The sequence below is a fragment of the Kitasatospora viridis genome, from assembly GCF_007829815.1.
Lineage (GTDB): Bacteria > Actinomycetota > Actinomycetes > Streptomycetales > Streptomycetaceae > Kitasatospora > Kitasatospora viridis.
In genome coordinates, this window is the sequence record NZ_VIWT01000001.1 from 6,046,008 (window position 1) to 6,071,952 (window position 25,945).

Sequence of the window (25,945 nt, forward strand, 5' to 3'; positions counted from 1 at the left end):
GTCAGGAGGACAACAGTCAGAATCATATGACTTATATGTTCTATTTGTCCGATTTGATCCAAGGGTGGACCGGCGACCGACTGGCCCCGGACCCGAGGGTCGTGACGGCGGGCGTAGGCTCCGGCCCGTGGACGAACTGGTGTTCCGGAAGCCGCCCCGGGGGCGGCGCGCGGGGGCGTGGGACAAGGGGGCGGTGATCGGGCTCTGCGCCATCCCGGTGCTGCAGCTGGCCGTCTTCGGCTTCCGGGCGGGACCGCTGGCGCCCTTGGCCGGGGTGGCCTTCGCCGCCCTGCTGGTCGCGGTCGTCGTGCCGATCTCCGCCCGGTCCTGGACCCGGGTCGGCCTGGACGGCATCACCATCTCCCGGGGCTCCCGGCGGGGGCGCGGCTACGCCTGGCACCAGGTGCGCTGGATCGAGGTCCGCGAGCGGCGGGGCCGGTCCGGCTGGCAGCGCACGGTGCTGATCACCCCGGCCAGGGGTCGTCGGCGCACGCTGCCGTGGCTCGTGGAGAGCCAGCTCCGGCCGGATCCCGGGTTCGCCGTCTCGGTGGCCGAGCTGATGGCCTGGTGGGAGGCGAACACCGAAGCCTCCGGGCGAACAGAACCGGTCCGGCGCCTGGGGTCGGCCCTGGATCGCTGGCGCGCCGTCAGCCGGCTCCGCCGGCTCGCGCTCGGCGCTCCGGTGCTGGTGCTGCTGTTCGGAGTGCTGTGCGCGGTCCAGACGGCCGGCGACCTGCCCGGTGCCGTGCGCGCCGCGGACCGCTTCCACGCCGTGCCGCGCTGCGTCGGCCTGCCGCCCGAGCGGGCCACCGACCGCTGCTACCCGCAGTACGAGCGCGCCGTCTCCACCGTCCGGCTGGCCGACGGTGGGCGCGGTCCGTCCTGGATCGGCGTGGAGTCGGCGCCGGGTGACGGGAGCTCCGACAGCTGGGACAGCGCGGACGGCGACACCCGCTACAGCTTCGGCGCGCTGCCGCCCGCGCTGCGCTCGGTGCGGGTGGGCGACCGGGTCCAACTGGTCACCGAGCCGGACGGCAGCACGGTGGTCGGGATCGAGGCCGGCGGTGCCTTCGCGCCGACCGAGGCCGCAGCGGACAGCGCGCTCGGCGTCGCGCAGGCCGAACTCATCGCCACCGTCGTCGTGTTGGCCTTCGGGGTGGTGTGGCTGGCGGCGCTGCTGCGTCGGCCCGGGCGCCGGCTCCCGTGGTGGGTGCCGGCCGGTCTGCCGGCGGTGGGCGTGCTGCTCGACGTGACGGACGCACGCAGCGCCGACCCGGCTCCGCTGGACTTCGGGCTCTACCAGGGGACGTTGGCCGCGCTCGCCGCCGGCCTCGCCGTGGGCGTCCTGCTCCGGCTGGCCTGGGCGCGGCGGACCCGCTGGGCCCGGCGCTCCTAGCGCCGGCCCTGCCCCCGGGCGCTGGTCGAGGCCAACTCTGTTGCGGATCAAGAGGATCGGCGATCAGCGGCGCCCGCTCCTCCTCGTCGACCCGTTGCCCCGGATTGTTCATTCTGATGATGCGTCAGGTACGCTGAGTTAGTGAAATATCACATTGCAAGGATCGAGCAGCCCACACAAGGAGGAACTCCCATGTCCCGCTCCCTGCTCCTCGCCCTCGGTGCCACCGGCCTCGCGCTGGCCGCCGCCGCTCCGGTCCAGGCGGCCGACGTCCGGCCCGCCGACGTCCAGCCCGTCACCACCTGCGGCGCCTGGGCGCTGCAGGCCGGCCTGGGCACCCAGGTCTGCGCCACGGTCACCGGGAACACCGTGTCGTTCGCCGGCACGGTCGGCCTGGCCGGCCCGCCGAGCCCTGGCACCCAGTTGCAGCCGCAGCAGCTCGACACCGCGCTGACCGCGCAGCTCGCGGACGGCACCAGCCTGGACGGCCTGCACCAGGGGGTGCTCTTCCGGGCCGCCAACGTGCAGGTTGGTCCGCTGACCGTGACCGCGCCGTGCGGCTCCACGGTGCACGCCTCGTTCGCGGTGAACGCCTACCCGTGGGTCGGTGCGCCGGTCGGCGTGGATGTGTCGATCAGCTGCTGACGGTCCCTCAATTGCGCACATGTATGCAATGTCACATGGCGCGAAAGAGGGTGCTGTCGCGGGGTGTCCCGTGGTCCGGCGACCCCTGCTGATCATCCGTCAGACATCGGTAGTACCATCGCAGTTGGTTGTCGTCCCGGCGAGCTCGCACGGTCGCGGAACGCCGGGACGGCGACCCCTCGGGCAGGTGGTGACGTCGCGCATTGGCTTCCGTCAGCTGATGGTCCATAGGATGCGCGCCGTGATGATCATCCGACGACGATGGCCGAGGCGCCGCGCCGCCCTGCTGACAGCCTTGCTGACCACCGCTTTCGCCACCCTCGGCGTCAGCCCGGTGGTCGCCGCGGGCCCCAGCCCAGCCCCCGGCGCGAGCCAGCCCGCCGCTGCCACCGGCTCCACTGCGGCCCCCACCGGCGGTACCGACGGCAACGGTGACGACGCGCCCCGGGTCGACCTGATCCTCGACGTCAGCGGCTCGATGGGCACCGCCGACATCGAGGGCAAGACCCGGATCTCGGTGGCCCAGCAGTCCATCGACGACGTGATCGACGCACTGCCCCCGGAAGCCGAGTTCGGCATCCGCACCCTCGGCGCCACCTACCCGGTCAGCGACAAGACCGACGGCTGCACCGACACCAAGGTGCTCTACCCGGTCGGCCACACCAACAAGGTCGAGGCCAAGACCGCCGTCGCCACGCTGCGCCCCACCGGCTGGACCCCGATCGGCCTCGCCCTGCGCGGCGCCGCCCAGGACCTCGGCACCGGTCAGGCGACCCGCCGGGTGGTGCTGATAACGGACGGCGAGGACGACTGCTCGCCGCCCGACCCCTGCGACGTGGCCCGTGAACTCGCCGCCCAGGGCACCCACCTGGTGGTCGACACGCTCGGCCTGGCCCACGACGACCAGGTCAAGCAGCAGCTGCTCTGCATCGCCAACGCGACCGGCGGCACCTACACCGACGTGCGCACCCAGCAGCAGCTGACCCAGCGGGTCAACCAGCTGGTCAAGCGCTCCGACCAGAGCTACCGGGCCACCCCGGCCAACGTCACCGGCACCGACCAGTGCGCCGACGCGCCGCTGCTCGGCGCCGGGGTCTACGCCGACCGGGAGAAGTTCTCCGAGCACCGCTACTACCGGGTGCCGGTCAAGGCCGGCCAGGAGCTGCGCGCCTCGGTCAGCGTCACCCCGGACCGCGCCGTCGCCCGCGACTACGGCGTGCTGCTCCAGGCCACCGACAGCTCGGGCCAGGAGCTGGTGCGCGGCACCGACGCCGGCAGCGGCCGGACCGACGTGGCCTCCACCGGTCTGCGCTGGTCCGCCCCGGCCACCAGCGCCTCGCCGACCGACAGCGCCACCGGAATCGGCACCGCCGACCAGACGGTCTGCCTGGTGGTCAGCAACTCCTTCGCCGGCCAGCCCGGCGTGCAGACCGACCCCGGCCTGCCGGTCGAGCTGACCGTCGCGGTCACCGCCGCCTCGCCCGCCCCGGGCGGACCCGCCCTCGGGCTCGGGCGCGGCTGGATCATGCTGCTCGTACTGACCGGGGGCGGCCTGGTGACCGGGCTGCTCTGGGGCTGGATCGCCCGCTGGCGGATCCGGATCTGGCAGGAGAACTGACCATGCGCACCCTCACCACCGCCCTGCGCGGCCGCCTGCTGGCCGCACTGACGGGGGCCACCGGCCTGACGCTGGCCGCCGCACCCGTCGCGCTCGCCGACGCACCGTCACCGAGCGCCACCGCGAGCGGTACCGCCGCCCCGGTGACCTCGGCCGGCACCTCCTTCCTGACCGCCAGCACGCTGGCCCCGGGACAGGACGCCCAGGTGACCGGCTCGACCGGCGACTACCTCTACTGGGCGTTCGCCGCCTCGGCCGGCCAGACCGACACCGTCACGGTGACCGTCACCCTGCCGCCCGCCGCCGACCGGCACGGGCCGCAGACCTGGACCGTCGACCTGTTCGACGGACTGCGCCGCCGGCAGGCCTGCACCGCCGGACCGCAGAGCGGCACGGCCGCCCAGAACACCGGCACCATCGCGCTCAGCTGCACCCTGCGGCAGATCCGCTCCTGGGCCGAGCCCTGGTCCGGTGACCCGCTGCCGGGCACCTACTACGTCCGGCTCTTCGCCGGCGACGTGCCGCAGAGCGACCTCGGCCTCGCCACCCAGTTCCAGGTGCACGTGGCCGCGAGCGGCAACACGGACGACGCGCAGCCCGAGGGCGGCTCGCTGAAGGCGCCGCTGGTGCCGCCGGTCAACCCCGGTGGCACCGGCACCCCGTCGGCCGCGCCCACCCCGACCGCCGCCGCCACCCCCGGCGGTGCCACGGTGGCCGCGCCCGCGCCGGTCACCTCGCACTGGTACTCCGGCCTGTTCTCCGGCTGGAACGACCGCTGGGGCTGGACCCTGGGCGGCGCGGTCCTCGCCGCGCTGGCCGGAGTCGGCGGCTACACCCTGACCCGCCACCCGCGCGGCCACCGGCACGAGGTGCGGCGCACGGTGACCCGGGTGACGGAGCGGGAGATCGTCTGACGTTCCACCAGGTGGGGCCCGGTGCCGTGCGGCGCCGGGCCCCACCGTCGTGTCGCAGGGGTCGGACCCGGCACAGCGGGCATACTCCCGGTGGCTCGACTCCGGTCCGCAGGCCCGGCTCCGAGCCCGGCTTCGACGCCGGCGGCGACGCCGGCCCCGGCGGAAGGGGCGGACCTTGGCGACTCCGGATCCCGTGATCGCGCTGCGCTCGGTGACCAAGCGCTACGGGCGCACCGTCGGCGTGGCCGAGCTGGACCTCAGCGTCGGCGCGGGCGAGGTGTTCGGCTTCCTCGGCCCGAACGGGGCCGGCAAGACCACCACGCTGCGCTGCCTGGTCGGCCTGCTCCGCCCGACCGAGGGCGAGGTGCGGGTGCTCGGCCTCGACCCGGTCGCCGACCACCGCCGGCTCGCCCCCGCGCTCGGCTACCTCCCCGGCGAGCTGCGCCTCTACCCGGAGTTGACGGGCCGTCAGACCCTGCGCCTGCTGGCCGACCTGCAGGGCGCCCCGACCCCGCGCCAGCGCGAGCTGTGCGAACGCCTGGACCTGTCCGGGCCCGTGCTCGACCGCCCCGTGCGGGAGTACTCGCGCGGGATGAAGCAGAAGCTCGGCCTGGTCCAGGCGCTCCAGCACGACCCCGAGCTGGTGGTGCTGGACGAGCCCACCGAAGGCCTGGACCCGCTGGTGCAGGCGGTGTTCTTCGAACTGCTCGCGGAGGCCGAGGCCGCCGGGCGCACCGTGCTGCTCTCCAGCCACGTGCTGCCCGAGGTGCAGCGGGTCTGTCGGCGGGTGGCGATCATCCGGGGCGGCCGGCTGGTGACGGTCCGCCCGGTGGCCGAGCTGCGCGAGGCGCGGGCCCGACGGGTGCGGCTGGTCTTCGCCGACGGGGCCGGGGCCCGGCCGCTCGGCGCCGCCGAGGCCTGGTCGCCGGCCTGGCAGGGCGACCGGGTGGAGCTGCTGGTGCCGCCCGGCGAGCTGGTGGCCGCGCTGCGCGAGCTGCTCCGGCTCCCGGTGGCCGACCTGACGGTGGAGGAGGCCGGCTTGGACGAGGCGTTCCTGGACCTCTACCGGTCCGTCGAGGAGGAGCCGTGAGAGGAGACGCGAGAGGAGCCGTGAGAGGAGACGCGAGAGGAGCCGTGAGAGAAGACGCGAGAGGAGCCGTGACGTGAGACGCCGCTTCCCGCTGCTGTGGCTGGCCCTGCACCGCCGCCGCCGGATGCTGCTGGTGCTGATCGCCGGCATGGTGCTGTTCGAGGTGCTGATCGTGGTGATCGCCGGCACCGTCGACCCGCACGAGCTGTTCTCCGGCGGCAGCGGCGCCAACCCGCCCGGCGCGTTCAAGGCGTTCAGCGGCTCCACCGGGGACGTCTCGATCGCCAGCTACCCGGGCCTGCTCGGGGCCGGCCTGGTGCACCCGTTCTGGATCGCCATCCAGCTGACCGCGATCGGCTCGCTCGCGGCGGCCGCCGTGGCCGCCGACGTCGAGGGCGGCACGATCGAGCTGCTGATGGTCCGTCCGGTCTCCCGCGAGCGGCTGCTCGGCGAGCGGACGGCGGCGTTGCTGGCCGCCGCGTTGGCGATCAACGCCGCGGCCGTCCTGGCCGTCGCCATCGGCACGGCCGGCTCGGCCAAGCTGCACACGGCCGTGCCGCTGAGCGGGGTCTTCGCCGCCGGGCTGCTCGGCCTCGGGTTCGCGCTCTGCGTGATCGGGCCCGCGCTCGCCGTCTCGGCCGCCGCCCGCAGCCGCGCCCAGGTGCTCGCGGCGGTGATCGGCATCGGCGCGGTCGGCTTCGCCGTCAACTTCGCCGCACTGGCCTGGCACCCGCTGGCCCCGCTGCGCTACATCAGCCCGTTCCACTACTACGCGCCGGGCGACGCGCTGGCCCGGGGGAGCGTCGACTGGGCCTCGCTCGGCATCCTGGCGGGGGTCGGGGTGATCGGGATCGCCGCCGCGTTCGCACTCCTGCGCCGCCGGGACCTGGCCCCGTGACGCCCTCTCACACCAGATGTAACGGCAGGTGAGCCGCGGTTCGTTCCCTGATCCGGTGTGACTTTTCCGGCCTTCTCACCGGCCCGGTCCGCGCACCATACTCCAGATCCGGCGCCCGCACGGGGCGGGTGCCGAGACCTCGGGAGTGGCATTGACGACGGTGACGGACGCGGGCACCTGGCAGCTCGGCGACCTGACGGTCAACCGGATCGGCTACGGCACGATGCGGCTGGGCGGCAACGGAATGGCCGGCAACTCCGACGGCGCGCCGATCGACCGGGCCCACGCGATCCGGCTGCTCCGCACCGCCGTCGAGAGCGGCGTCAACCACATCGACACCGCGAGCTTCTACTTCTCCGCGCTGCGCTCCGCCAACGAGCTGATCAACAGCGCGCTCGCGCCCTACGCGGACGAGCTGGTGATCGTCACCAAGGTCGGCCCGGGCCGCACGCCCGCGGGGGAGTGGACCAGGGCCACCCGGCCGGAGGAGCTGCGCGGCCAGGTGGAGGAGAACCTGCGCCAGCTCGGCCGGGACCACCTGGACGTGGTCAACTACCGGCGGGGGCGGGAGGATTCGATCGCCGAGCACTTCGGCGTCCTGGCCGAGCTGCGCGAGGCGGGCCTGATCCGCCACCTCGGCATCTCCAGCGTGAAGCCCGAGCACCTGGCCGAGGCGCAGGCGATCGCGCCGGTGGTCTGCGTGCAGAACTACTTCAGCCTGGACCGGCGGGTGGCGGAGCAGAACGGCCTGCTGGCGAGCTGCCGCGAGCAGGGCATCGCGTTCGTCCCGTTCTTCTCGATCTCCGGCACCCAGCGCGAGGCGGCGGCCGTTGCCACCGACCACGAGACCGTTCGGGAGGTGGCCCGCGCGCACGGCGTGACCACCGCCCAGGTCCGCCTCGCCTGGACGCTGGCGAAGGGGCCGAACATGCTGGTGATCCCCGGGACCACCAGCATCGAGCACCTCGGCGAGAACCTGGCGGCGGGTCAGCTGCGGTTGACGGAGGCCGAGTTGGCCGCCCTGGACGCGATCGACGGCTGAACCCCTGCCGCACACCGCCCGGCCGGCGGCCGGGCGGTGTGCGGGTGGTGTGCAGCGGTCAGTGGGTGCTGGTGGACGCTGGCGGGGCGCAGGTCTTGGGGGTGGGGTCGTCGTGGTGGCCGGCGAGCCAGAACCCGGTGAGGAGACCGGCGACGGCGAGGACCTTGTGCCGGTTCTGCTTCCACCACGACGGTGATCCGGCCGTCATGATGCGCAGTTGGCTGAACTCGGGATGCGGGGTGGGCGGCGCGTCCTTGAAGAGTCCCATGGGGGGAGAACCTCCTCTCCTGCTTGGGAGGTTCACGACCATAGGGCTTGCGCTGCCTTGATCGCAGGGAATTTAAACCTCGCTCGGCGGGTCGGGTGCGATGGGTGCACGATTCTTGACACGCGCCAGCTGGTCTAGGCCATTCTGAAGTGGCTCCCTCCCTGTTCGCCTTCCTCGAATTCCTCGAAAGGCCGTCAAATGGACAGAGCCCGTCCCGTGGCCACCCACGCCACGGTGCCCCCCGCCGGATCCGGCCGGCTGCGTGCGTCCCTGATCGGTGCGGTGGCCGCGCTCGGCCTGGTCGCCGGTACGGTGGCGAGTTTCACCGTCGGCGGTGCCGCGCAGGCCTCCGCCACCGCCACCGGCGGTGCGCTGAGCAGCAACTGGTACGCCTCCGCGCCCTACCTGATGCCGGAGGACAACTCCCCGCCGGACGCGGGCGCGGTGATGGACGCCACCGGCCAGAAGGCCTTCCAGCTGGCGTTCATCCTGGACGGTGGGGGCTGTTCCCCGGCCTGGGGCGGTGCCACCTCGATCGACACCGACACCACCATGCCGACGGTGATCTCGCAGATCCGCGCCAAGGGCGGCGACGTGTCCGTCTCCTTCGGCGGCTACGGCGGCACCAAGCTCGGCCAGGTCTGCGGCACTCCCGAGGCCACCGCCGCGGCCTACCAGAAGGTGGTCACCAAGTACGGCCTGCACGCCGTCGACTTCGACCTCGAAGAGCCCGAGTACGAGAGCAGCGCGGCCATCCACAACGAGATCGGCGCGGCCAGGATCCTCCAGGCGAACAACCCCGGCCTGTACGTCTCCATCACCACCGCCGGCACCGCAGCGGGCACCGGCTGGTTCGGCCAGCAGATGCTCAACGAGGCCAAGTCGCAGGGCTTCACGCCCAACACCTACTCGATCATGCCGTTCGACGGCGGCTTCGCCGGCGGCGCCTCCCAGGTCGCGGCGCTCACCCAGTTCAACACCATCCTGCAGAACACCTTCGGCTGGGACTCCGCCACCGCCTACGCCCACGAGGGCGTCTCGATGATGAACGGGCGGACGGACTCCGCGGAGTACTTCACGCAGGCCGACTTCCAGACGGTGCTGGACTTCGCGACCTCCCACGGCCTGGGCCGCTACACCTTCTGGTCGGTCAACCGCGACCGCCAGTGCACCCCGGTGGTCGACCCGGGCCTGTCCGGCTCCTGCTCCGGAGTCACCCAGAACGACTGGGACTTCACCAAGTACACCGTGAAGTTCGCCGGCGCGACCCCGCCCACCACGCCGCCCACCAGCGCCCCGCCGACCACGGCTTCCCCGAGTTCGGGCGGCGGCGGGTGCACCGCCGCCGCGTGGAACTCCGGGATCGCGTACACCGGCGGCCAGACGGTGACGTACAACGGCCACCAGTGGACGGCCAAGTGGTGGACCGAGAACGACGTGCCGGGCGGGCCGGCCGGCGTCTGGACCGACAACGGCCCCTGCTGACAGAGGAACTGACTGATCGTCAAGCTCTGCCGCTCCCGGTCACCCCGGGAGCGGCAGGTCCAGCAGCTGCGCCTCGCCGTTGCCCACCGACCAGTCGGCGTCGCCGTTCTCGGTCAGGGTGACGACGACGTTGCGCGGCTCGGTGTCCGCGTACTTCTCGGCCAGCTCGGCGATCCGCCGGTAGAGCGCCCGCTTGAGGTCCGGGCCGCGCCCGGACCTCAGGGTGATCGCCACGAAGACGATGCCGTCGTCGTGTTGGACGCCGAGGTGGTCGTCGTGCCGCAGCAGGCCGGTGCGGCCGTCGTGGGCGGTGAGGATCTGGAACCGGTCGTTCTGCGGGATCCCGAGCGTCTCCACCAGGGCCTGGTGGACGGCGTTCCCGAGTGCGTCGAGGCGCGCGGCGTCGGCGCCCAGTGTGTCGATGCGAACTAGAGGCATGCCGTACATACTAGTAGGTACAGAACCTCAGGGGGAACCCCCGCCCGCCGCGCCCCGCTCCACGCTGAGGCTCAGGCAGGTCCAGCTGAGCCGGCGCGGGCCGGTGGGCAGCGGGGCCGGGTGGTAGGTGCCGTCGGCCACCGAGAGGTTGACGATCAGGTAGGCCTGCCAGCCCTCGCCGACGCCCTGGCCGTCCTGGAACACGGTGGCGCCGTTGACCGTCCAGTCCACCGAGTCGGCGCCGAGCCGGACCGTCAGGTCCAGGGTCGCGCCGGGGGCGATGCCGGCCGCCGTGCCGTCCCAGTACAGGTGCGCGTCCCGCACGTGGTTGGAGAGCTCCAACAGCCCGGGGTGGTCGACGTGGTACTCGAACACGTCGATCTCGTTGCCGCCGTCCCGCCAGGTCCAGATCGCCGGCCAGGCGCCGAGCGCGACGGGCAGCCGGATCCGGGCGCTCAGCAGGTCGCCGGTGCGCACCTGGAAGCCCTCCGGACTGCCCTCGGTGGTCAGCAGGTTGCAGCTCCACAGCCCGCCGAAGTACCGGCGGCTGGCGGTGAAGGTGCCGCCCGGGCAGAAGTCCCGGTTCAGTCGGTCGAGTTTGTGGTCGGCCCGGTTGGTCGGGCCCATGTCCGGATAGGCGCTGGTCCGCCCGGCCACCCACTGGTCCGACGAGCCGAAGTCCGCCTGGAACACCACGGCCATTCCCGCACCACCCCTCCCGCGAGTACCGATCTCGCAGGGTGCTTGCCCGAGTGCGAACGGTGATAATCGCAGGGCCCCTTCCGCTTCCGCCGGAAGTCGGCGGCATCGACGTCAGGGGGCGCGCGGCCGGCCCGGGCGGCGTGCGCGGGCGGCTGCGGGAGCGCGGCGATCAGCTGCGGCCCTCCTGCAGGGTGTGCGTGCGCAGCGCGGCCAGCAGCGGCAGGATGTCGTCGCCGGTGTTGCTCTGACTGACCGCCACGATCGCCGAGACCACCACCCGGCCGATCTGCCCGGCCGCCGCCGAACTGCCGTCCGCGGCGCCGCCCCAGACCTCCAGCGCCTCGCCAAGCACCTCGCTGAGCCGGTAGATGGCGTTCTCCCGCATCTGCTCGGTCAGCCGCAGCGCCTCCTCGGGCGTGGTGTCGCTGCCGCTGAACGCGATGGTGAGCAGGGCCTGGAGGGTGCGGTGGCCGTAGTCGGCGAGCAGGACGGGCAGCGGCTGCTCGAACTCGCCGACCGCGGCGAGCGCCTCCAGGGCCTGCTCGTCGTGGCGCCAGGAGGCCTCCAGGGCCGCGAGGGCCCGCAACGTCTCGTCCCGGGTCAGTTCCATCTCACCGTCCGTCATACCCCGCAACGGTACGCACTCGGCGGGTCCGCCGGAGCCGAATCGGCCGACGCCACCGGTAAGCGTGACGAACCGGACGGGATCCGCGCCCGGCCCGCGCGGTCCGACCTGCCATCATGGGCCGACGGGTCGTCAGCCGGCCCGTCCGCCCCTATCGGACGGGTGGCGCGTTTGGCTGATTTTCGCAGGAGCTTCACCGAAGATTCGGTCAGGAAGGGTGCAACGCGGGTAGAGCGCGCGCCAGCATCATGTGCCATGACGAATACGGAAACCACCCGGTCCCGCCGGAGTGGCAAGGGGGTCCGTCCGCGGACGCTCGCGGCGCTCGCCGCCACCGCGATGGCCGCGGCCGCCCTGGTCGGCAGCACCGCCGGCCAGGCCTCGGCCAACTCGCACGACTTCCACACGCCGAAGATCAAGCACGTGTGGGTCATCATGCTGGAGAACAAGTCCTACGAGGCTTCGTTCACCGGCCTGAACCAGAACAGCTACCTCTGGAAGACGCTGCCCCAGTACGGCGAGCTGCTGCGCCAGTACTACGGCACCGGCCACTACAGCCTCGACAACTACATCAGCGCCGTCAGCGGCCAGGCCCCGAACCAGGCCACCCAGAACGACTGCCCGCAGTACACCAACGTCGCCCCGGGCACCCCCGCGGCCGACGGCCAGGTGCACGCGAACTCGGGCTGCGTCTACCCCTCCTCGGTGAGCACCCTGTTCAACCAGCTGGACGGCAAGCACGTCAGCTGGAAGGCCTACATGCAGGACATGGGCAACACCCCCGGCCGGGAGGACCCGTACCAGTGCGGCGTCCCCGGCGACCCGTCGGGCGCCGGCGTGGTGAACCCGGGCAGCGCCACCGCCCAGGACCAGTACGTGCCCAAGCACAACCCGACCGCCTGGTTCCACTCGCTCACCGACAACCCGTCGGACTGCGCCAAGGTCGTGCCGCTGAACGGCCGGGCCGCGCAGCCGGGCCACGCCGCGCTCAGCGGGCTGGCCGACGACCTGAAGAGCGAGAAGACCACCCCGGCCTTCTCCTGGATCACCCCGAACAACTGCTCGGACGCGCACGACTCCAGCTGCAAGGGCGACAACCTCTCGGGCGACCCGAGCAACCACCAGGGCGGCCTGTACGCCTCGGACCTGTTCCTGAAGCAGACCGTCACCGAGATCATGGCCTCGCCGGCCTACCAGGACGGCGGCATGATCGACATCACCTTCGACGAGGCCTTCCCGCCGTACAAGCTGTACGGCAACTCGACGGCCGACTACACCGGCAACTCGGACCCGACGCTCAACACCCCCACCGACACCGCGCAGTCGGTCGTGGCGTGCTGCAACGAGCTGCCCGGCCCGAACGTCACCCAGCCCGGTGACCAGGCCTTCGGCCAGGACACCACCCCCGGTGGCGGCATCACCGGCTCGGTCCTGCTCTCCCGCTACATCAAGCCGGGCACGATCAGCGACCAGCCGTACAACCACTACTCCTGGCTGCGCAGCATGGAGGACCTGTTCGACATCACGCACGGCGGCACCGACGGCCACGGCCACCTCGGCTACGCCGGCATGCCGGGCCTGCGCCCGTTCGGCCCGGACGTCTACAACAACCCGAGCGGCAAGGCCCTGCAGCCCGCCGCGATGGGCAGCAACGGCGTCTGGTCGGCCACCCAGGTGCCGGCGAACAAGCAGCCGGCCGACGTGCAGCCGAACTTCACCGGTGCGACCGCTGCGACCGACAGCCTGAAGCCGGGAGCCGGTCAGTGATCCACCGCTCCACCAGCCGGAGCCGTGCCCTTCCCGGGCACGGCTTCGGCCGCGGCGCCGCCGCCGTCCTGCTGCTCGCCCTCGCCGGGCTGACCACCGCCTGCGGCGGCCAGAACACGCCGCAGCCGCTGGGCGCCCTGCCGATCCCCAGCGCCCCGCTCTCGCCCGCGCCGGTCACCGCCTCGCCCGGGCACGCCCAACTGGTCGCCATGGGCGACCCGGTGCAGCTGGTGCTCGCCGGCGCGCACGGCCAGGTCACCGCGAGCGGCCCCGACCTGGAGGTCTCCGGGCCCGCCCCGGACGGCAAGGTGGCGTCCGAGTCCAAGGGCAGCGTCACCGTGGTGCTGCGGGCCACCGACGGCAGCGCCCGGCTCGATCCGGCCGACCTGGCCGCCACCGACGAGCAGGGCAAGCCCATCCCGCTGACCGCCGACGCCGGACCGCTGACCGCCACCCCCGGGCACGACGCGACCCTGCACCTGAGCGGCACCTTCCCGATCGGGCACGCCACCCTGCAGTGGAACCAGTCCGGCCAGCCGCTGGCCACCTGGGACTTCGAGGTCGAACTCGACTGACGCCGCGTCAGACCGGCTGCTCGACCAGCCCGTCGAGCAAGGCGAGCTGGTCCGGGGTGAGGCGCAACGCGCCCGCGGCCAGGTTCTCGGCCAGGTGGGCGGCGCTGCCGGTGCCCGGGATGGCCAGCACGTGCGGGCCCTGGTGCAGGGTCCAGGCCAGCCGCAGCTGGGCCGGACTCGCGCCGTGCGCGCGGGCGACGGCCAGCAGCTCGGGGTGCTCGGCGGCGTTGCTGCCCGCCGTGCGCCCGGCGGCCCGGGCCGGACCGGCCAGCGCGTAGAACGGGACGAAGGCGGCGCCGAGTTCGCCGCAGCGGCGCAGCAGCGCCCGCTGCTCGGGCGGCGCGCCGAGCCCGAACGGGTTCTGCACCGCGACCACCGGGGCGATCGCCCGCGCCTCGGCGAGCTGGGCCGGCCGCACGTTGGAGACGCCCAGCTCGCGGATCAGCCCGGCGGTGCGCAACTCGGCCAGCGCGCCGAAGCGTTCGGCGATCGGGTCGGCGCCGAGCACCCGCAGGTAGACCAGATCCGGCTGGTCCCGGCCGAGCTCGCGCAGGTTCTGCTCGACCTGGCCGCGCAGTTGCTCGGGGCGGGCGTGCGGCAGGAACCCGCCGGCCGGGGAGCGGCCGGGGCCGACCTTGGTGGCGATCACCAGGTCGTCCGGGTAGGGCTGGAGCGCGCTGTTGATCAGCTCGTTGGCCGAGCGCAGCGCGGAGAAGTAGAAGCTCGCGGTGTCGATGTGGTCGACGCCCAGGTCGACGGCGGTGCGCAGCAGGCGGATCGCCGAGGCCCGGTCGCGGGGCGGGGAGCCGGGCTCGAAGGCCGGGCCGTGCTGGGCCAGGCGCATCGCGCCGAAGCCGATCCGGCGCACCGTCAGGCTGCCGAGCCGCCAGGTGTCGTGGGTGGTGGTCGCATTGCTCATGGCGGGATCCTGCTCGGGCGGTAGCGTGGACCGGAACTGATTCACGAATGCGTGTATCCAATGTGGCTTCTGATGAAGCCGGACATCGTGCCATGCGTGTGGACCCGGGGCGCCCCGGGCCCACACTGTCGGAGTGGGTCAGATCCAGGTGTAGTTCTGGTCGGTGACCGGCTCCAGCTCGAACGCGGGCAGTGGCGCGTGCGGCGAGGGTAGCTGGGCGAGGACCTTGCCGATCGGCGGGAACAGCGGCAGGTCGGCGACCTTGCGGTAGTCGAGCCACTCGATGTTGCCGACCTCGTGGCTGCCGTCGGGCAGTTCGTCGAACTCCTGGGTCGCCAGCGTGGCGCGGACCTCGGGGGTGACGTGGGTGCGGTAGATGAGGTGGATCTTGCGGGGCGGTGCGGTCGGCCCGGGCCGGGTGACCCGGGCGTCCGCCATCGCGACCAGCTCCAGGTCGCCAGCCCGCTCGGGGTCGAGTCCGAGCTCCTCGTGCAGCTCCCGGACGGCGGCGTCGCGGAAGTCCTCGCCGGCGCCGACGTTGCCGCCGATGGTGGTGTAGTGCGTCGAGCCGGCGCGGTCCCGGCGCAGCAGCGCGACGTCGTCGCCGCAGAAGACCAGGCCGGTCACCCGGACCTTGATCCTGCTGAACGGCTTCTCGGTCGTCGCTTCGGTGGTGCTCATGGGTGTGGATCTCCTCGGTGGACGTGGCCGGTCCGGTTGTTCCCGGCGGTACCTCCCGGCTCAACGACCGGGAGGAGAGCGGGGTTTGGCTTTGCTTCCTAGAGTGCCCCGGGGAACCCGTGGAGGGTGCGGGCTGCACTCTGCGGGACGTGCTCGATCTCGACGCCGGAGAGGGGGATGCGCCGCAGGCGGCAGCCGGTGGCGCGCATGACGGGGGAGAGGTGGCAGGGGTCCATCTCCTCGACCATCACGGTCGGGTGTGCGGTGCGGGTGTTCTTGCCTCCGGTGATGGCCGGCGGCAGGTGCCCGCCTCCGAAGGGCATCGGGGTGATCCGCCAGATCGGCCCGCGGTCGCTGGACACGCTCGCCTGCCCGAAGCCGCGCTCCTCGCGCAGGGTCATCGGCTCCCCGTTGGTGCCCGTCAGGCCCCGGAACAGGGCCGCGGCGCGGCCCTGGTTGACGAATCGTCCGGTGTCGATCGTGAACTCGCGGGAGAAGAATGCGCTCGCGGGGTAGCCGGCCTTGAGCAGGGCGCGGGTGTAGACGCTCACCTGGGGGAGAACCTGCTCGCGCAGGTGCGCGGCAGCCAGGCGGTCGACGGGGTCGAGGGCCGTAGTCCGCTGGCGCAGGGCGGTGAGGACGCCGTCGATGTCGGCCGTGGTCGAGGACAGGAAGCTACCGCGGCGGCCGATACCGCGGGCGCTCTTGTACGCCAGCAGGGTGTTGAGGAAGTGCCGGGTGGTGTCCGTGTACCCGCTGGCCTTGCGCCGGTCGGTGGCCGGGTAGAGGTTGAGGGCGGTGAAGCGGCCGTCGGGGTGGAAGTCCGGGTCGGCGGAGAAGTAGTCGCCGTCCGCGTTGCGCAGGCGATGCAACCGGACCGGGACGCCCTGGTGCTGGATGGGCAGGACGCCGTCCAGCGCGTCCCGGACGGTCTGCGCCGTGGGCTCAGCGGCGTCGGCGGTCACGTGAAGGTAGCGGCGGCCCTGCTCGGACAGCACCGGCTGGTTGCGCTCGTCCAAGCGCACGATCTCGGTGTAGGGGAGCTCGTCCGTGCCGGGTTGGGCGGCGATGAGCAGGTGGGGGCCGCAGGCGAGGACGTGGTGGCCGCCGATGTGGGTGTCGAGCAGTTCGCCGAGGCCGACCAGCGGGGCGAAGCGCAGCTCGACGGCAGCAGTGGCCGCGCCGTGGCCGAGGTGGTCGAACAGCGGTCGGTAGGTCCGCAGGACGTGGGCGAGGTCGTCGGTGTATCGGTCGCGGCTGGTGCCGGGCGACTTGCCGACGTAGCCGGTGGCGTACGGGGTGAGCGAGATGCGGATGCCGTCGAAGACCTCCTTGAAGTCGTCGGCCAGGCGCCGGTGCATCGCGGCGAGGTGACTGGTGCTCTCGGACCAGCCGACGGTGGAGACGCGGATCTTCACGCCGAGGACGTCGCGGGCGAGCCGGGCGTAAGTGTCCAGGTAGGGGTAGGACGAGATGTCGTTGTCCAGGTAGGGGAACAGCACGCCCGCGCGGTGGGCCCGGCCGCCGCCGATCCGCACGCCCCGCTCGGAGGCCTCCTCGGCAAGGGCGTGGAACAGGTCGCCGAGGCCGCGCTCGGTGAGCTGCCAGATGTCGCTTCCGGCGGCCTGGCTGCACATCGCGCACCGGTTGACGCAGCCGACCGCGGGCGGCAGGTACTGGAGGTGGGTGAGTGCCTCGGTCGGCAGGGTCCGCAGCTGGTCCCGCAGCAGGGGCATGGTCTGGGTGGTCACGGTCTCGCTCCTTCAGAGGGTGGGAAGGCCAGTGGGGATCAGGTGCTGGTCGAGGGCGCTCAGCAGCGCGTGCCCGACGGCGGAGAGCCGGTGGGGTCCGGCGAACGGGCCGCCGCCGCACGGCGTGACAGCCTCGGCGGTGCCGAGTTCCGCGCCCGGCAGGCACACGACGCCCGGTTCGGGCAGGTTTGCCAGCAGCACCTCCCCGGTGGCGGCCTCAGCCGGATGGGCACCAGGGCCGACCCAGCGCAGCCGGCCGCGGTGGACGCGGTAGCGGCCGGGGTGGGCCAGGTCCTGGTCCAGGACGACGGGTGTCTCGCCCCGGTGGCGGAGCTTCAGGTAGTAGGGGCCTGGCGCCGTGGAGGCGGCTGCCCGCACCGTGGCGGCGTTGAAGTCGTCCGGGTCGGGCAGCCAGTCGACCCGGACACCGAGCAGGGTGGTCAGGTGGGCGACGGCGAACGGCGGCAGGCCGCGCAGCTGCTGGTTGACTGCCGAGAGCTCGGTGGTGCCCTGGTTACGGCAGTTGATCTCATTGAGGAACACTCGGCCGTCGTCGCTGAGGATCGCGTCCAGGCCGAACAGCCCGGACACACCGTGGCGGTGCCAAGCCCAGTGGGCGACGCGCTCGGCCGCGTCCACGACGGCGGTCGCGGCCTGCTCGGGCCATGGGACGGACCAGCAGTTGCCAGCGCTCTTGCCCGGGCCGATCCCGGCCTCCGGTACCCCGACGGCCTTGTGGGAGGGCCGGTCCACGTAAACCCGCAGCCGACCGCGGTGGTCCGGCACGGACAGCACGGTGACGTTCGAGGACCAGCCGGGGGTGTACGCGGTGACCCGGTACGGGCCCGGCATCCGGGCCGCGCGCACCAGGTTGGTCTCGTCGTCCACGAAGACCGTGCCGCGCCCGCCGGAGTCGGCGCCGCACTGCACCACCAGCCGCACGGCGCCGACCCGGCGACGGAGCTCCGCCAGGCCTGGTAGCGGGCCGTCGACCCGGACCCCGGGCAGCTGGAGGGCGGCGGGCACCTGGGCGTCGAGCAGCAGCTCGCCGAAGTAGGCCTTGTCCTCGATCCTGGCGCGCAGGACGTGGTCGATCGCCGCGACCACGCCGCGCGGCCCGGCCCACGAGCGCAGGAGATCGGTGCCGTACCAGGCGGAGATGACCACTGGCCGGTCCAGTGCGGCGATCGCCGCGCGGGCGAGGTGGTCGAGGCCGGTCATCCAATCGTGTCGCTGGGCGACGCCGCGCACCCGGGTACCGCTCTCGGCGGCGAGCACCCGCATCGGCGCGGCCGGCGGCCAGGGCCGGTAGCAGCCGATCGCCAGCGCCGGGCGGGCCACCGCGAGGGGGGACGGGCCCGTGTAGGTTGTCCGGCCGGCGGTGGTGAACCGCTCGACGCTGACGAGGGCGCTGCGGCCCAGCGCGGTGGTGAGGCCGCGAGCGGCCGCACCCCACACTCCGGCGTCCACGGTGGTGGGCGCACCGGTCATGCGACCCTCCCAGCCGCCATCGTGCTGCTCTCCTCAGCGGATGCCGTTCGGAGTGCCGGAACGGTGAACGCCGGCCCGGCCTTGGCCAGGACGTGCTTGGCGATCTCCTCGGGGCTGTGCTCGGCGGTGTCGAAGACCAGCAGCCGGTCCCCGTGGCGGCGCGCCATGCCGTGCAGCAGTGCCGAGTTGAACCGCGCCGCGAAGGCCTCGTCCTCGACACTGCGCCGGTCCGCAGAGTCCACCACCGCGCGGCCGTCCATCCGCGCGCGCCGGACGTCGGGCGAGGCGTGCAGGTAGACGGCGACGTCGAACGGGGCGAAGAAGCGCGCCCCCAGAGGCTGAGCGCGGCGGTCAGGTAGGGGCCGCCGGCCATGCCGAAGGCCGCGGTCCGGTCGGCGTATCCGTCCTGGATGAGGACCGCGCCGCCGGTACGGGGCGGGTCGACGCGCACCAGCGCGGCGTCCAGGGCGTACCCGCCGACCAGGAAGGCGGCGGTGATGGCGCTGGACTCGGCCTGGCGCACGAGCGGGAGCCGCTTGAGCAGCGGCTCGATCGGGTGGTGCTCGGCGAGCATCCCGCGGTGGCGCACCGCCGGGATACCGCATTCGTCGAGCAGGGAGATCAGGGTCTGGACCGTGGTCGTCTTGCCGGACATGTCGAGCCCGTCCACGAGGATGCGCACGACTGCCTCCTTCACCGTCGAAGGGACGGCGCCTGATGTGGCGTCACCCGCTAGCCTGACGTGACGGCTCAGTCGCTTGTAGTGAGAGATCATCGCCCCCTCGGGGCGAAGCCACCGCCCGTTTCCGGCTGGCGACCCCGCCCACGAGAGGACGGTTCGAACAGCTGGCGACAAGGCATATCCGGGCAGCAGAGCGACGCCGCGCCAGGGAGCGGGCAGCACTGACAAGGAGAGGTCACCGATGGCCGTCACCAGCACCACGGCGCCGGACGGCGCGCACACCGCGGTCTGCGGACGCCGGATCAGAGAACGGACGCTCGGTCAGGCCGGAAGCCCCGAGCCGGTGCCGCACGGCCTGGTCGAGCTGATCGCCAAGGAGATCGCGGCGCACTGCGGCCACCGCCCGCTCAAGTCCTTTCGGATGGCGATGGGCTGGACCGTCGCCGAGGCGGTCAAGGCCGCACACGACCTGGTCGATCGGGAGAACCTGCGCAAGGTCGGGCTCACCGAACGGTCCTGGAAGGACTGGGAGGCGGGCAGGGCGCCGAGCCCGGAGTACCAGGACCTGCTGTGCCGCCTCCTGTGCACGGGCCCGGTCCAACTCGGGTTGGCCGCCGACTACACGCCCAGGCCTGCCTGGGCCGACAGCCCGGACAGTGCGAAACTCCCAGCAGGACCCGCCGACGCTCAGACGGGGTTGGAGGAGGTGGCGGTCACGAAACGGCGAACCGCGCTCATGCTCACCGGGCTCGCCCTCGCGACTCCCGCCAACGCGGCCCGGGCCCTCGACCAAGCCGCCGCCGAGGCAATGGAGTTCACACGCCAGGCCGAGGCCAGCTCACTGGGTGCCGGGACGCTCGACCACCTGGACCGCGCCGTCACCGACTTCAACGACGCCTACTCCGTGAAGCCCCCGCAGCAGGTGTTCGCCGATGCGCTGGACTACCGCCGCAAGGTGGACGCGCTGTTGAAGGCCCAACACACCCACGAGCAGGGCCGCGAACTGTTCGCCTACGCCGGGTGGCTCTCCGAACTCCTCGCCTGGCTCGCCCACGACCTCGGCAGCCCTCAGACCGGCCTCGCCTTCGCCAACGACGCCTTCGTGCACGGCCAGCAGGCCGGCCACGGCGAGCTCTGCGCCTGGGCCATGGACGCCGCCGCCTCCATCAACCTCTACGAGCACCGACCCGACCGAGCACTCGACGCCGCCCGCCGCGGCCTCACCCAGGCGCCGTCCACCCACCCGCTCACCGTCCGCCTCCACGCCCAGGCCGCCCGCGCCGCAGCGGCGGACGGTGACGCTGACCGCTTCACCGCCTCCCTTCGCGCCGCCGAGAACGCCCACCGCTTCCTTCCCGTCCGGATGGCCCACCGCTTCGGCCTGGACCCGCTGCCGCTCGCCGACTACGCGCTCACGTCCTACCCGGCCACCGCCTTCATCTGGCTCGGCCAGGCCGAGAACGCCCGCCAGCACGCCGAACACGCCCTGCAGGTGTACGAGGCTGCGCCAGCCGCGTCCCGCTCACCCAGCCGTGAGGCCATCGCCCGTATCGACCTGGCCCTCGCCCATGCCCTGCTCGGCGCACCCGCAGACGCCGTAGCCCTCGGCACCGAAGCGCTCGACTCCGACCGCGTGGTCGACTCCGTCCGCAACCGCGCCAACGACCTCACCACCTACCTCGCCCGCCGCTACCCCGGCCACAGCGCCGCCGGTGAACTGCGCGAGCGCCTGACCACCCTGTCCATCCCGGCGTAGAAAGAGCTCCCCGTGCCAGAGCAGGACCGCGTCATCCGGATCCGCCGCCCCTATCTCGACCTGATCGCCGACGGCACCAAGACGATCGAGGTCCGCGTCGGCTACCCGAGCATGCGCCGCATCTACGCCGGTCAGGTCCTGGTCTTTGAGTCCGGCGGGACTCGTTGCCGTACCGAGGTCGTGAAGGTCACCGAGTACGAGTCCTTCGAGGAGATGCTCGACGCCGAGGACAACGAAGCGATCGGCAGCGAAGGCATGACCCAGGGCGAACTCCTCGCGGCCTGCCGTGATATCTACCCGCCGGAGAAGGAAGCGCTCGGTGTCCTCGCGATCCACCTGCGGCGCATCAGCCCTGAGATCTGACGGCCAGGTGTTCCGGGTGGGGGAGAGGGCGCTGTCGACGGTGGCGCGCAGCAGCTGGATCGCCGAGGCCCGGTCGCGGGGCGGGGAAGCGTGCTCGAAGGCCAGGCCAGGCCGTGCTGGTGTGCTGGGTCCTGGCGGGATCCTGCTCGGGCGGTAGCGTGGACCGGAACTGATTCACCGATGCGTGAATCCGACGGGGTGTAAACCGGGGGAGCACGATGCCGGCCGAACTGGCCTTCTCGACCGACGACCTGGCGCGGGTGCGGTTCGCCGTCTCGCCGCTGTGGCAACTGACCACCAGCTACCGGCTGCTGCTGCGCGGCGCGGGGCCCGACCACCCGGTGCACGGGCGGTGGATCGCCCAGGTGCGGCCCCGGGCCGCCGTCGGGGACGGGCTGCTGGGCGAGCTGCTCTCGCACCCCGGCTACGCCCCGGACTTCCTGAACCCCGACCCGGCCGGCCCGTCACCCTCGCTGGAGCAGGAGTTGGCGGCGCTGACCGCGACCCCCGCGGAGCGGGTGCGGGCCGACCTGGAGCACCTGGGCCGGCACCGGGGCGGGCTCGGCCCGCGCTCGCGCGCACTGGCCGCCGAACCGGCGGGCGGACTGGCCCGGTTGGCCGAGGAGCTCGCGGCGTACTTCGGGACGGCGCTCGCGCCGTACTGGGCGCGGATCCGCGCGGTGCTGGATGCCGACGTGCTGTACCGGGCCCGGCGGGCGGCCGAGCACGGCACCGGGACGGTGCTCGACGAGCTGCACGAGTCGATGAGTTGGGACGCCGCCGGGGCACTGCGGCTGCGCGGCCGCAAGCAGCCGATCGACCGGCCGGCGGTCGGGCCCGGAGTGGTGCTGCTGCCGCTCGCCTTCGGGGCGGACCGGCTGCGCAGCCGGGTGGCCCCGCCGGACCCGCCGCAACTCGCCTACCCCGCCCGGGGAACCGGCACGCTCTGGCTGCCCCGGCCCGGCACCGGCCACGCGGCGCTGGCCGCCGTGCTGGGCCGCTCCCGCACCCGGCTGCTCGCCGAACTCGACCTGCCCGCCTCCACCACCGACCTGGCCGCCCGCACCGGGCTCTCCCCGGCCGCCGTCTCCAAGTACCTGATCGCGCTGCGCGACGCCGGCCTGACCACGGCTCACCGCGCGGGCCGCTCGGTGCTCTACGCCCGCACGGCTACCGGCGAGGCGGTGTTGGCGACAAGTGCGGGGTGAAAAGCACTGGTGGCCCGGCAGGGGCGCTGGTACACCTGCCTGGTGACAGAGGTTGATCGTCTTTTCACGGAGCCGGTACTCGCCGAGCTCTACGATCCGTTCTGCGTGGGCCGGGCGGACTTCGACTTCTACCTGCCGCTGCTCGCGGCCGCCGGCTCGGTGCTCGACGTCGGCTGCGGCACCGGCGAGCTGCTGCGCCGGGCCCGGGCCGCCGGGCACCGCGGGCGGCTCTGCGGCCTCGACCCGGCCGAGGCCATGCTCGCCGTCGCCCGCCGGGCCGCGCCCGAACTGGAGTGGCACCACGGCGACCTGGACTCCATCGACCTGAGCTCCGGCGACCTGAACTCCGGCGACCTCGAAGGTGCCCGTTGGGACGGCGAGTTCGAGCTGGTGGTGATGACCGGCCACGCCTTCCAGGCGCTGACCGGCGACGCACAGCTGCACGCCGCGCTGGCCGCCGTCCGCCGCGCCCTCGCCCCGGGCGGCCGGTTCGTCTTCGAGACCCGCAACCCGGCGGCGCGCGAGTGGGAGCGCTGGACCCCCGACGTGGTGGACGAGGCGGACGGCGTCAGCTACTGGCGGGAGGTCGAACAGCCCGTCACCGGCGACCTGGTGAGCTTCTCGCACACCTTCACCCACCCCGACTGGCCGCACCCGGAGACGGCCCGCAGCACCCTGCGGTTCCTCGACCCGCCGGCCCTCGACGTGTTCCTGGCCCGGGCCGGCCTCTCGGTCGAGGCCCGCTACGGGGACTGGGACGGCTCGCCGCCGGCGGCGGGCAGTCCGGAGATCATCACCGTTGCGAAGGGGGAGTCCGATGCTTGAGCGGTCGATGACCGAGGGGCTGGAAGGACGGCTGCGGGACTGGCGGATGCGTTCGCCGGTCGCCGAGGTGCTGGACACCGTGGTGCTCTGCGCCGCGGCGGTGGTCATCGCGGTCGTCGTGGTGGACGACGTGGTCTCCTGGCCGACCGACCGCGTGCTGCTCGCGCACGACAGGCTGTCGGTGCTGGCCGGCTGGTTGCTCTTCCCGTCGATGCTGTGGCTCATGCCCTCGATGATGGTGACCTTCCCCGTCCGACGGCACGAGGGGCGGGAGGTCCGGGTGGCCGCCCGGGCCCGGCTGCGCAGGCTCTACCTGCCGACCCGGCGGCACGCGCTGGCGCAGGGCGCCCTGCTGCTGCTCTGCGTCGGGGTCATGGTCGGCGGCTTCGCCTTCGGCTTCGCCAAGGGCGGGGCGCAGGAGCTGCCCGGGCCGAGGTACCAGGTCTCCACCGAGGACGTCCAGCACTACGCCTGGACCGATGTGACGCCCCGTGAGTACGACCGGTGGCAGGCCCGCTACGTCCGGGAGGACGGCGTGCTGCTGCTCTTCGGGCTCTTCATGGTCGCCGGTGGCACGGTGCTGCGCAGGTCCCGCACCGCCGCGCGCGGCTGACTGCGCGGGGCTGACCGCGCGTCACCCCGCCCGCCGCAGCAGCCGGCGCCCGCGCTCCAGGCGGGCCCGGTTGGCCATCGAGGCCCGGTCCAGCTCCTCCATCAGGCGGCGCGAGCGGTGCTCCAGGTCGAGCTCGTCGAGGATCCGGTCCACCTCGGCGAGCAGGGCGCCGTGCAGCTGCCAGGCCTTGGGGTGCTCCTGCACCCGGAGCAGCAGCAGCTGGGCGGCGTTCTCCCGGGTCGCCCAGGCGGCGGCCAGCTCGGAGGCCAGGCGGGCCTCGGCCTCCTCGGCGTTGCGCTCCACCTGGGTGGTGACCAGCACCGCGAAGCTGACCAGCGCCCCGCCCAGGTGGTCCAGCAGCTCCTCCATGGCCAGCGCCACGTCGGGCGCGAGCAGTTGCTCACCGTCCTCGCGCCGCTTGGCCAGGTCGGTGAGCGAGCGGGCGAGCACCCGGATCACCACCACGCAGATCTCCAGCGTGTCCAGCCCGGTGCGCAGCACGATCCGGGACAGCTGGCCCTCCCGGATCCGCGGGTTGAACCGCAGGCTGTCCTCGGCCTGCCGCAGCGCCCCGTCCACGCCGGCGATCGCCTGGTCCAGCTCGCGGGCCTCGTGCAGCCGGGCGGCCGCCTGCGCCACCGGGGTCGGCTCGCCGAGCGCCTCGGCGATCCGCAGCAGCAGGTGGCGGGCCCGCCGGGCCAGGTCCTCGATCGACTCGCCGGCGGTGTCCACCCAGACCGGCGGCGCGAGCACCAGGTTGAAGAGCAGCCCGACCACCGCGCCGATCAGCGTCTCCAGCACCCGGTCCCAGGCCTGCGAGGCCAGCCGGGTGACGCCCAGCACCAGCATCGCGCTGATCGCCACCTCGTTGACGAACTCGTCCACCCGGACGAAGTGACCGATCGTCAGCGAGGCCAGGATGACCAGCGCCAGGCTCCACCAGGAGAGCCCGACCACCGAGCTGAACAGGATCGCGATCAGCACCCCGACCACCACCGAGTTGACCCGGCGGATGCTGGTGGTCAGCGTCGAGTAGACCGTCACCTGGACCACCAGCAGCGCGGTGAGCGGCGCCGTCAGCGGGGCGGGCTCGCTGCTCAGGTGCACGGCCACCAGGTAGGAGATGGTCGCGGCGGCGGTGGCCCGGACCGTCTGGTCGACCACCGGCTCGCGCAGACGGCGTCTGGCCTTCGCGAGCAGGCTCTGCGGGCCGGGGGCACCGGGTGCAAGGCGCATGCTCACCCTTCTACCAGGCGGTGGGCGAAAACCGCTGTCTCACACGATCGGGCCTGCGGCATCATGACCGCCATGACTGCTGACCAGGTCCGATCGGCCGCCGGGCGGGCGCTGCGACACGTCGCGGAGCTGGCCACCGGCGGACCGCTGGCCCCGCACTGGCGGGTGACCCTCAACTTCCACCCCGACCGGCTGACCACCGGCGGCGAGCCGATCCTGGAGCGGCTGGCGGCGGACGGTGTGTACCGCTCGCAGTTCAGCACCGGCACCAGCAACGGCGGCCTGACCGCGCACCCGGGCGGCGACCGCTGGCGCTGGGAGAGCCGGATCTTCGGCGGCGCCTACGACCAGGCCCCGGCCGAGCACCGCCCGGTCTACGGCGCGCTGAACTTCCGCGGCCGCGCGTTCGGCGCCGCGCCCCGGTTCGGCTCGGCGCACTTCCGGCTCGCGCCGTCGGTGCTGCCCCGGGCCACCTTCTGCTACCCGGACAGCTTCACCGAGCCCACCGACTTCGGCACCGCCGAGAAGATGGCCCTGGTGGCGCTGGCCGAGGCCGACGAGCGGGACCTGCTGGACGACTACGTCGAGACCCAGGTGCACGGGCCGGTCCGGCTGGACCGCGACGTGGAGGCGCTGGTGCTGGACCCCTGCTACCGCGGCACCGAGGTGGCGCGGGCCGCCGAGCGGCTGCCCTGCCCGGTGGAGTGGCACGGCGGCTGGCGGCTCGGGGTCGAGGAGCTGCGCCGCCACCCCGACTTCCGCGGGCCGGAGTTCGTGGCCCTGGGGGAGGAGATCGCGGTGGACGGCGTGCTGGACCCGCGGATCGTCGGCGAGGCCGACCGCTCGGGCCGGTACGACCCGCAGTCGGTGAAGCGGGTCTGGCACTACGTGGCCCGGTTCGGGGCATGACCGAGCGTCCGGCTGACGCCTGCTGACGGCCCGTCATGGCCGGATTCG

Annotated in this window: 26 protein-coding genes; 16 read left to right on the forward strand and 10 right to left on the reverse strand. The window is 73.1% G+C overall.

The window, feature by feature from the left end; translation table 11 throughout:
• Nucleotides 1–127 precede the first annotated feature (127 nt).
• The 7 genes from FHX73_RS27005 (at nt 128) to FHX73_RS27035 (ending at nt 7,603) form a co-directional block, all read left to right on the forward strand.
• Nucleotides 128–1,396: a hypothetical protein gene (locus FHX73_RS27005; RefSeq protein ID WP_145907910.1), complete on the forward strand. Its 1,269-nt coding sequence runs from the start codon at nt 128–130 to the stop codon at nt 1,394–1,396.
• 192 nt (nt 1,397–1,588) lie between these two features.
• On the forward strand, nt 1,589–2,041 hold the full coding sequence (locus FHX73_RS27010; RefSeq protein WP_145907911.1) for a hypothetical protein: 453 nt from the start codon (nt 1,589–1,591) through the stop codon (nt 2,039–2,041).
• A 295-nt stretch (nt 2,042–2,336) separates the two neighbouring features.
• On the forward strand, nt 2,337–3,659 hold the full coding sequence (locus FHX73_RS27015) for a VWA domain-containing protein (RefSeq protein ID WP_246213743.1): 1,323 nt from the start codon (nt 2,337–2,339) through the stop codon (nt 3,657–3,659).
• 2 nt (nt 3,660–3,661) lie between these two features.
• Nucleotides 3,662–4,573 carry a peptidase gene (locus tag FHX73_RS27020; protein WP_211786260.1) on the forward strand — a complete coding sequence of 304 codons (912 nt, stop codon included), beginning with the start codon at nt 3,662–3,664 and terminating at the stop codon, nt 4,571–4,573.
• 175 nt (nt 4,574–4,748) lie between these two features.
• A complete protein-coding gene (locus FHX73_RS27025) occupies nt 4,749–5,663 on the forward strand; it encodes an ABC transporter ATP-binding protein (protein WP_211786261.1) in 915 nt (304 codons plus the stop codon).
• Between the two features lie 73 nt (nt 5,664–5,736).
• Nucleotides 5,737–6,561 carry an ABC transporter permease subunit gene (locus FHX73_RS27030; RefSeq protein WP_145907912.1) on the forward strand — a complete coding sequence of 275 codons (825 nt, stop codon included), beginning with the start codon at nt 5,737–5,739 and terminating at the stop codon, nt 6,559–6,561.
• A gap of 151 nt (nt 6,562–6,712) precedes the next feature.
• Complete coding sequence (locus tag FHX73_RS27035; RefSeq protein ID WP_145907913.1) at nt 6,713–7,603, forward strand: oxidoreductase; 891 nt, start codon at nt 6,713–6,715, stop codon at nt 7,601–7,603.
• A 58-nt stretch (nt 7,604–7,661) separates the two neighbouring features.
• Here the strand turns inward: FHX73_RS27035 and FHX73_RS27040 are convergent, their stop codons facing one another.
• Nucleotides 7,662–7,871 carry a hypothetical protein gene (locus FHX73_RS27040; protein WP_145907914.1) on the reverse strand — a complete coding sequence of 70 codons (210 nt, stop codon included), beginning with the start codon at nt 7,869–7,871 and terminating at the stop codon, nt 7,662–7,664.
• 198 nt (nt 7,872–8,069) lie between these two features.
• Here FHX73_RS27040 and FHX73_RS27045 point away from each other — a divergent pair, with 198 nt between their 5' ends.
• A complete protein-coding gene (locus tag FHX73_RS27045; RefSeq protein WP_145907915.1) occupies nt 8,070–9,356 on the forward strand; it encodes a carbohydrate-binding protein in 1,287 nt (428 codons plus the stop codon).
• A gap of 39 nt (nt 9,357–9,395) precedes the next feature.
• Here FHX73_RS27045 and FHX73_RS27050 read toward each other — a convergent pair whose 3' ends face one another.
• From FHX73_RS27050 to FHX73_RS27060, 3 genes are all read right to left on the reverse strand, one after another.
• Nucleotides 9,396–9,794, reverse strand: coding sequence for a tautomerase family protein (locus FHX73_RS27050; protein ID WP_145907916.1), 399 nt, complete (start codon nt 9,792–9,794; stop codon nt 9,396–9,398).
• Between the two features lie 27 nt (nt 9,795–9,821).
• Nucleotides 9,822–10,496, reverse strand: coding sequence for a LamG domain-containing protein (locus FHX73_RS27055; protein ID WP_211786263.1), 675 nt, complete (start codon nt 10,494–10,496; stop codon nt 9,822–9,824).
• Nucleotides 10,497–10,665: 169 nt separating this feature from the next.
• On the reverse strand, nt 10,666–11,121 hold the full coding sequence (locus FHX73_RS27060) for a hypothetical protein (RefSeq protein WP_145907917.1): 456 nt from the start codon (nt 11,119–11,121) through the stop codon (nt 10,666–10,668).
• A gap of 255 nt (nt 11,122–11,376) precedes the next feature.
• Here FHX73_RS27060 and FHX73_RS27065 point away from each other — a divergent pair, with 255 nt between their 5' ends.
• Nucleotides 11,377–12,888: an alkaline phosphatase family protein gene (locus FHX73_RS27065; protein WP_145907918.1), complete on the forward strand. Its 1,512-nt coding sequence runs from the start codon at nt 11,377–11,379 to the stop codon at nt 12,886–12,888.
• Nucleotides 12,885–13,463 carry a hypothetical protein gene (locus tag FHX73_RS44930; protein ID WP_170305039.1) on the forward strand — a complete coding sequence of 193 codons (579 nt, stop codon included), beginning with the start codon at nt 12,885–12,887 and terminating at the stop codon, nt 13,461–13,463. Before FHX73_RS27065 ends, FHX73_RS44930 begins: the two co-directional genes overlap by 4 nt.
• A 7-nt stretch (nt 13,464–13,470) precedes the next feature.
• Here the strand turns inward: FHX73_RS44930 and FHX73_RS27075 are convergent, their stop codons facing one another.
• The 5 genes from FHX73_RS27075 to FHX73_RS27095 form a co-directional block, all read right to left on the reverse strand.
• Nucleotides 13,471–14,382: an aldo/keto reductase gene (locus FHX73_RS27075; protein WP_145907919.1), complete on the reverse strand. Its 912-nt coding sequence runs from the start codon at nt 14,380–14,382 to the stop codon at nt 13,471–13,473.
• Between the two features lie 138 nt (nt 14,383–14,520).
• Nucleotides 14,521–15,063 (reverse strand): NUDIX hydrolase, encoded by a 543-nt coding sequence (locus FHX73_RS27080; RefSeq protein ID WP_145907920.1) that lies wholly within the window; start codon nt 15,061–15,063, stop codon nt 14,521–14,523.
• Between the two features lie 98 nt (nt 15,064–15,161).
• A complete protein-coding gene (locus tag FHX73_RS27085) occupies nt 15,162–16,814 on the reverse strand; it encodes a hypothetical protein (protein WP_145907921.1) in 1,653 nt (550 codons plus the stop codon).
• Nucleotides 16,815–16,826: 12 nt separating this feature from the next.
• Nucleotides 16,827–18,305, reverse strand: coding sequence for a hypothetical protein (locus FHX73_RS27090; RefSeq protein WP_145907922.1), 1,479 nt, complete (start codon nt 18,303–18,305; stop codon nt 16,827–16,829).
• On the reverse strand, nt 18,302–18,550 hold the full coding sequence (locus FHX73_RS27095) for a hypothetical protein (protein ID WP_145907923.1): 249 nt from the start codon (nt 18,548–18,550) through the stop codon (nt 18,302–18,304). Before FHX73_RS27095 ends, FHX73_RS27090 begins: the two co-directional genes overlap by 4 nt.
• A 678-nt stretch (nt 18,551–19,228) precedes the next feature.
• Here FHX73_RS27095 and FHX73_RS27100 point away from each other — a divergent pair.
• The 5 genes from FHX73_RS27100 (at nt 19,229) to FHX73_RS27120 (ending at nt 23,752) form a co-directional block, all read left to right on the forward strand.
• Nucleotides 19,229–20,743, forward strand: a complete 1,515-nt coding sequence (locus FHX73_RS27100; protein WP_246213744.1) for an NsdA family TPR-like regulatory protein — start codon at nt 19,229–19,231, stop codon at nt 20,741–20,743.
• A gap of 12 nt (nt 20,744–20,755) precedes the next feature.
• The gene (locus FHX73_RS27105) at nt 20,756–21,106 is read left to right on the forward strand and encodes an ASCH domain-containing protein (protein ID WP_145907924.1); all 351 of its coding nucleotides are present in this window, start codon (nt 20,756–20,758) and stop codon (nt 21,104–21,106) included.
• A gap of 218 nt (nt 21,107–21,324) precedes the next feature.
• Nucleotides 21,325–22,314 carry an ArsR/SmtB family transcription factor gene (locus FHX73_RS27110; protein ID WP_145907925.1) on the forward strand — a complete coding sequence of 330 codons (990 nt, stop codon included), beginning with the start codon at nt 21,325–21,327 and terminating at the stop codon, nt 22,312–22,314.
• Between the two features lie 42 nt (nt 22,315–22,356).
• On the forward strand, nt 22,357–23,139 hold the full coding sequence (locus FHX73_RS27115) for a class I SAM-dependent methyltransferase (protein WP_145907926.1): 783 nt from the start codon (nt 22,357–22,359) through the stop codon (nt 23,137–23,139).
• The gene (locus FHX73_RS27120; protein ID WP_145907927.1) at nt 23,132–23,752 is read left to right on the forward strand and encodes a hypothetical protein; all 621 of its coding nucleotides are present in this window, start codon (nt 23,132–23,134) and stop codon (nt 23,750–23,752) included. Before FHX73_RS27115 ends, FHX73_RS27120 begins: the two co-directional genes overlap by 8 nt.
• A 21-nt stretch (nt 23,753–23,773) precedes the next feature.
• Here the strand turns inward: FHX73_RS27120 and FHX73_RS27125 are convergent, their stop codons facing one another.
• Nucleotides 23,774–24,988 (reverse strand): FUSC family protein, encoded by a 1,215-nt coding sequence (locus tag FHX73_RS27125; protein ID WP_145907928.1) that lies wholly within the window; start codon nt 24,986–24,988, stop codon nt 23,774–23,776.
• A 72-nt stretch (nt 24,989–25,060) separates the two neighbouring features.
• On the opposite strand from FHX73_RS27125, the gene FHX73_RS27130 reads away from it, so the two are divergent.
• On the forward strand, nt 25,061–25,897 hold the full coding sequence (locus FHX73_RS27130; protein WP_145907929.1) for a DUF3626 domain-containing protein: 837 nt from the start codon (nt 25,061–25,063) through the stop codon (nt 25,895–25,897).
• Nucleotides 25,898–25,945 lie beyond the last annotated feature (48 nt).

Coding starts and splice junctions, on each gene's coding strand:
- FHX73_RS27010 (WP_145907911.1), top strand. CDS start 1,589: ATGTCCCGCTCCCTGCTCCTCGCCCTCGGTGCCACCGGCCTCGCGCTG.
- FHX73_RS27020 (WP_211786260.1), top strand. CDS start 3,662: ATGCGCACCCTCACCACCGCCCTGCGCGGCCGCCTGCTGGCCGCACTG.
- FHX73_RS27040 (WP_145907914.1), bottom strand. CDS start 7,871: ATGGGACTCTTCAAGGACGCGCCGCCCACCCCGCATCCCGAGTTCAGC.
- FHX73_RS27045 (WP_145907915.1), top strand. CDS start 8,070: ATGGACAGAGCCCGTCCCGTGGCCACCCACGCCACGGTGCCCCCCGCC.
- FHX73_RS27050 (WP_145907916.1), bottom strand. CDS start 9,794: ATGCCTCTAGTTCGCATCGACACACTGGGCGCCGACGCCGCGCGCCTC.
- FHX73_RS27055 (WP_211786263.1), bottom strand. CDS start 10,496: ATGGCCGTGGTGTTCCAGGCGGACTTCGGCTCGTCGGACCAGTGGGTG.
- FHX73_RS27060 (WP_145907917.1), bottom strand. CDS start 11,121: ATGACGGACGGTGAGATGGAACTGACCCGGGACGAGACGTTGCGGGCC.
- FHX73_RS27065 (WP_145907918.1), top strand. CDS start 11,377: ATGACGAATACGGAAACCACCCGGTCCCGCCGGAGTGGCAAGGGGGTC.
- FHX73_RS27075 (WP_145907919.1), bottom strand. CDS start 14,382: ATGAGCAATGCGACCACCACCCACGACACCTGGCGGCTCGGCAGCCTG.
- FHX73_RS27080 (WP_145907920.1), bottom strand. CDS start 15,063: ATGAGCACCACCGAAGCGACGACCGAGAAGCCGTTCAGCAGGATCAAG.
- FHX73_RS27090 (WP_145907922.1), bottom strand. CDS start 18,305: ATGACCGGTGCGCCCACCACCGTGGACGCCGGAGTGTGGGGTGCGGCC.
- FHX73_RS27100 (WP_246213744.1), top strand. CDS start 19,229: ATGGCCGTCACCAGCACCACGGCGCCGGACGGCGCGCACACCGCGGTC.
- FHX73_RS27110 (WP_145907925.1), top strand. CDS start 21,325: ATGCCGGCCGAACTGGCCTTCTCGACCGACGACCTGGCGCGGGTGCGG.
- FHX73_RS27120 (WP_145907927.1), top strand. CDS start 23,132: ATGCTTGAGCGGTCGATGACCGAGGGGCTGGAAGGACGGCTGCGGGAC.
- FHX73_RS27125 (WP_145907928.1), bottom strand. CDS start 24,988: ATGCGCCTTGCACCCGGTGCCCCCGGCCCGCAGAGCCTGCTCGCGAAG.
- FHX73_RS27130 (WP_145907929.1), top strand. CDS start 25,061: ATGACTGCTGACCAGGTCCGATCGGCCGCCGGGCGGGCGCTGCGACAC.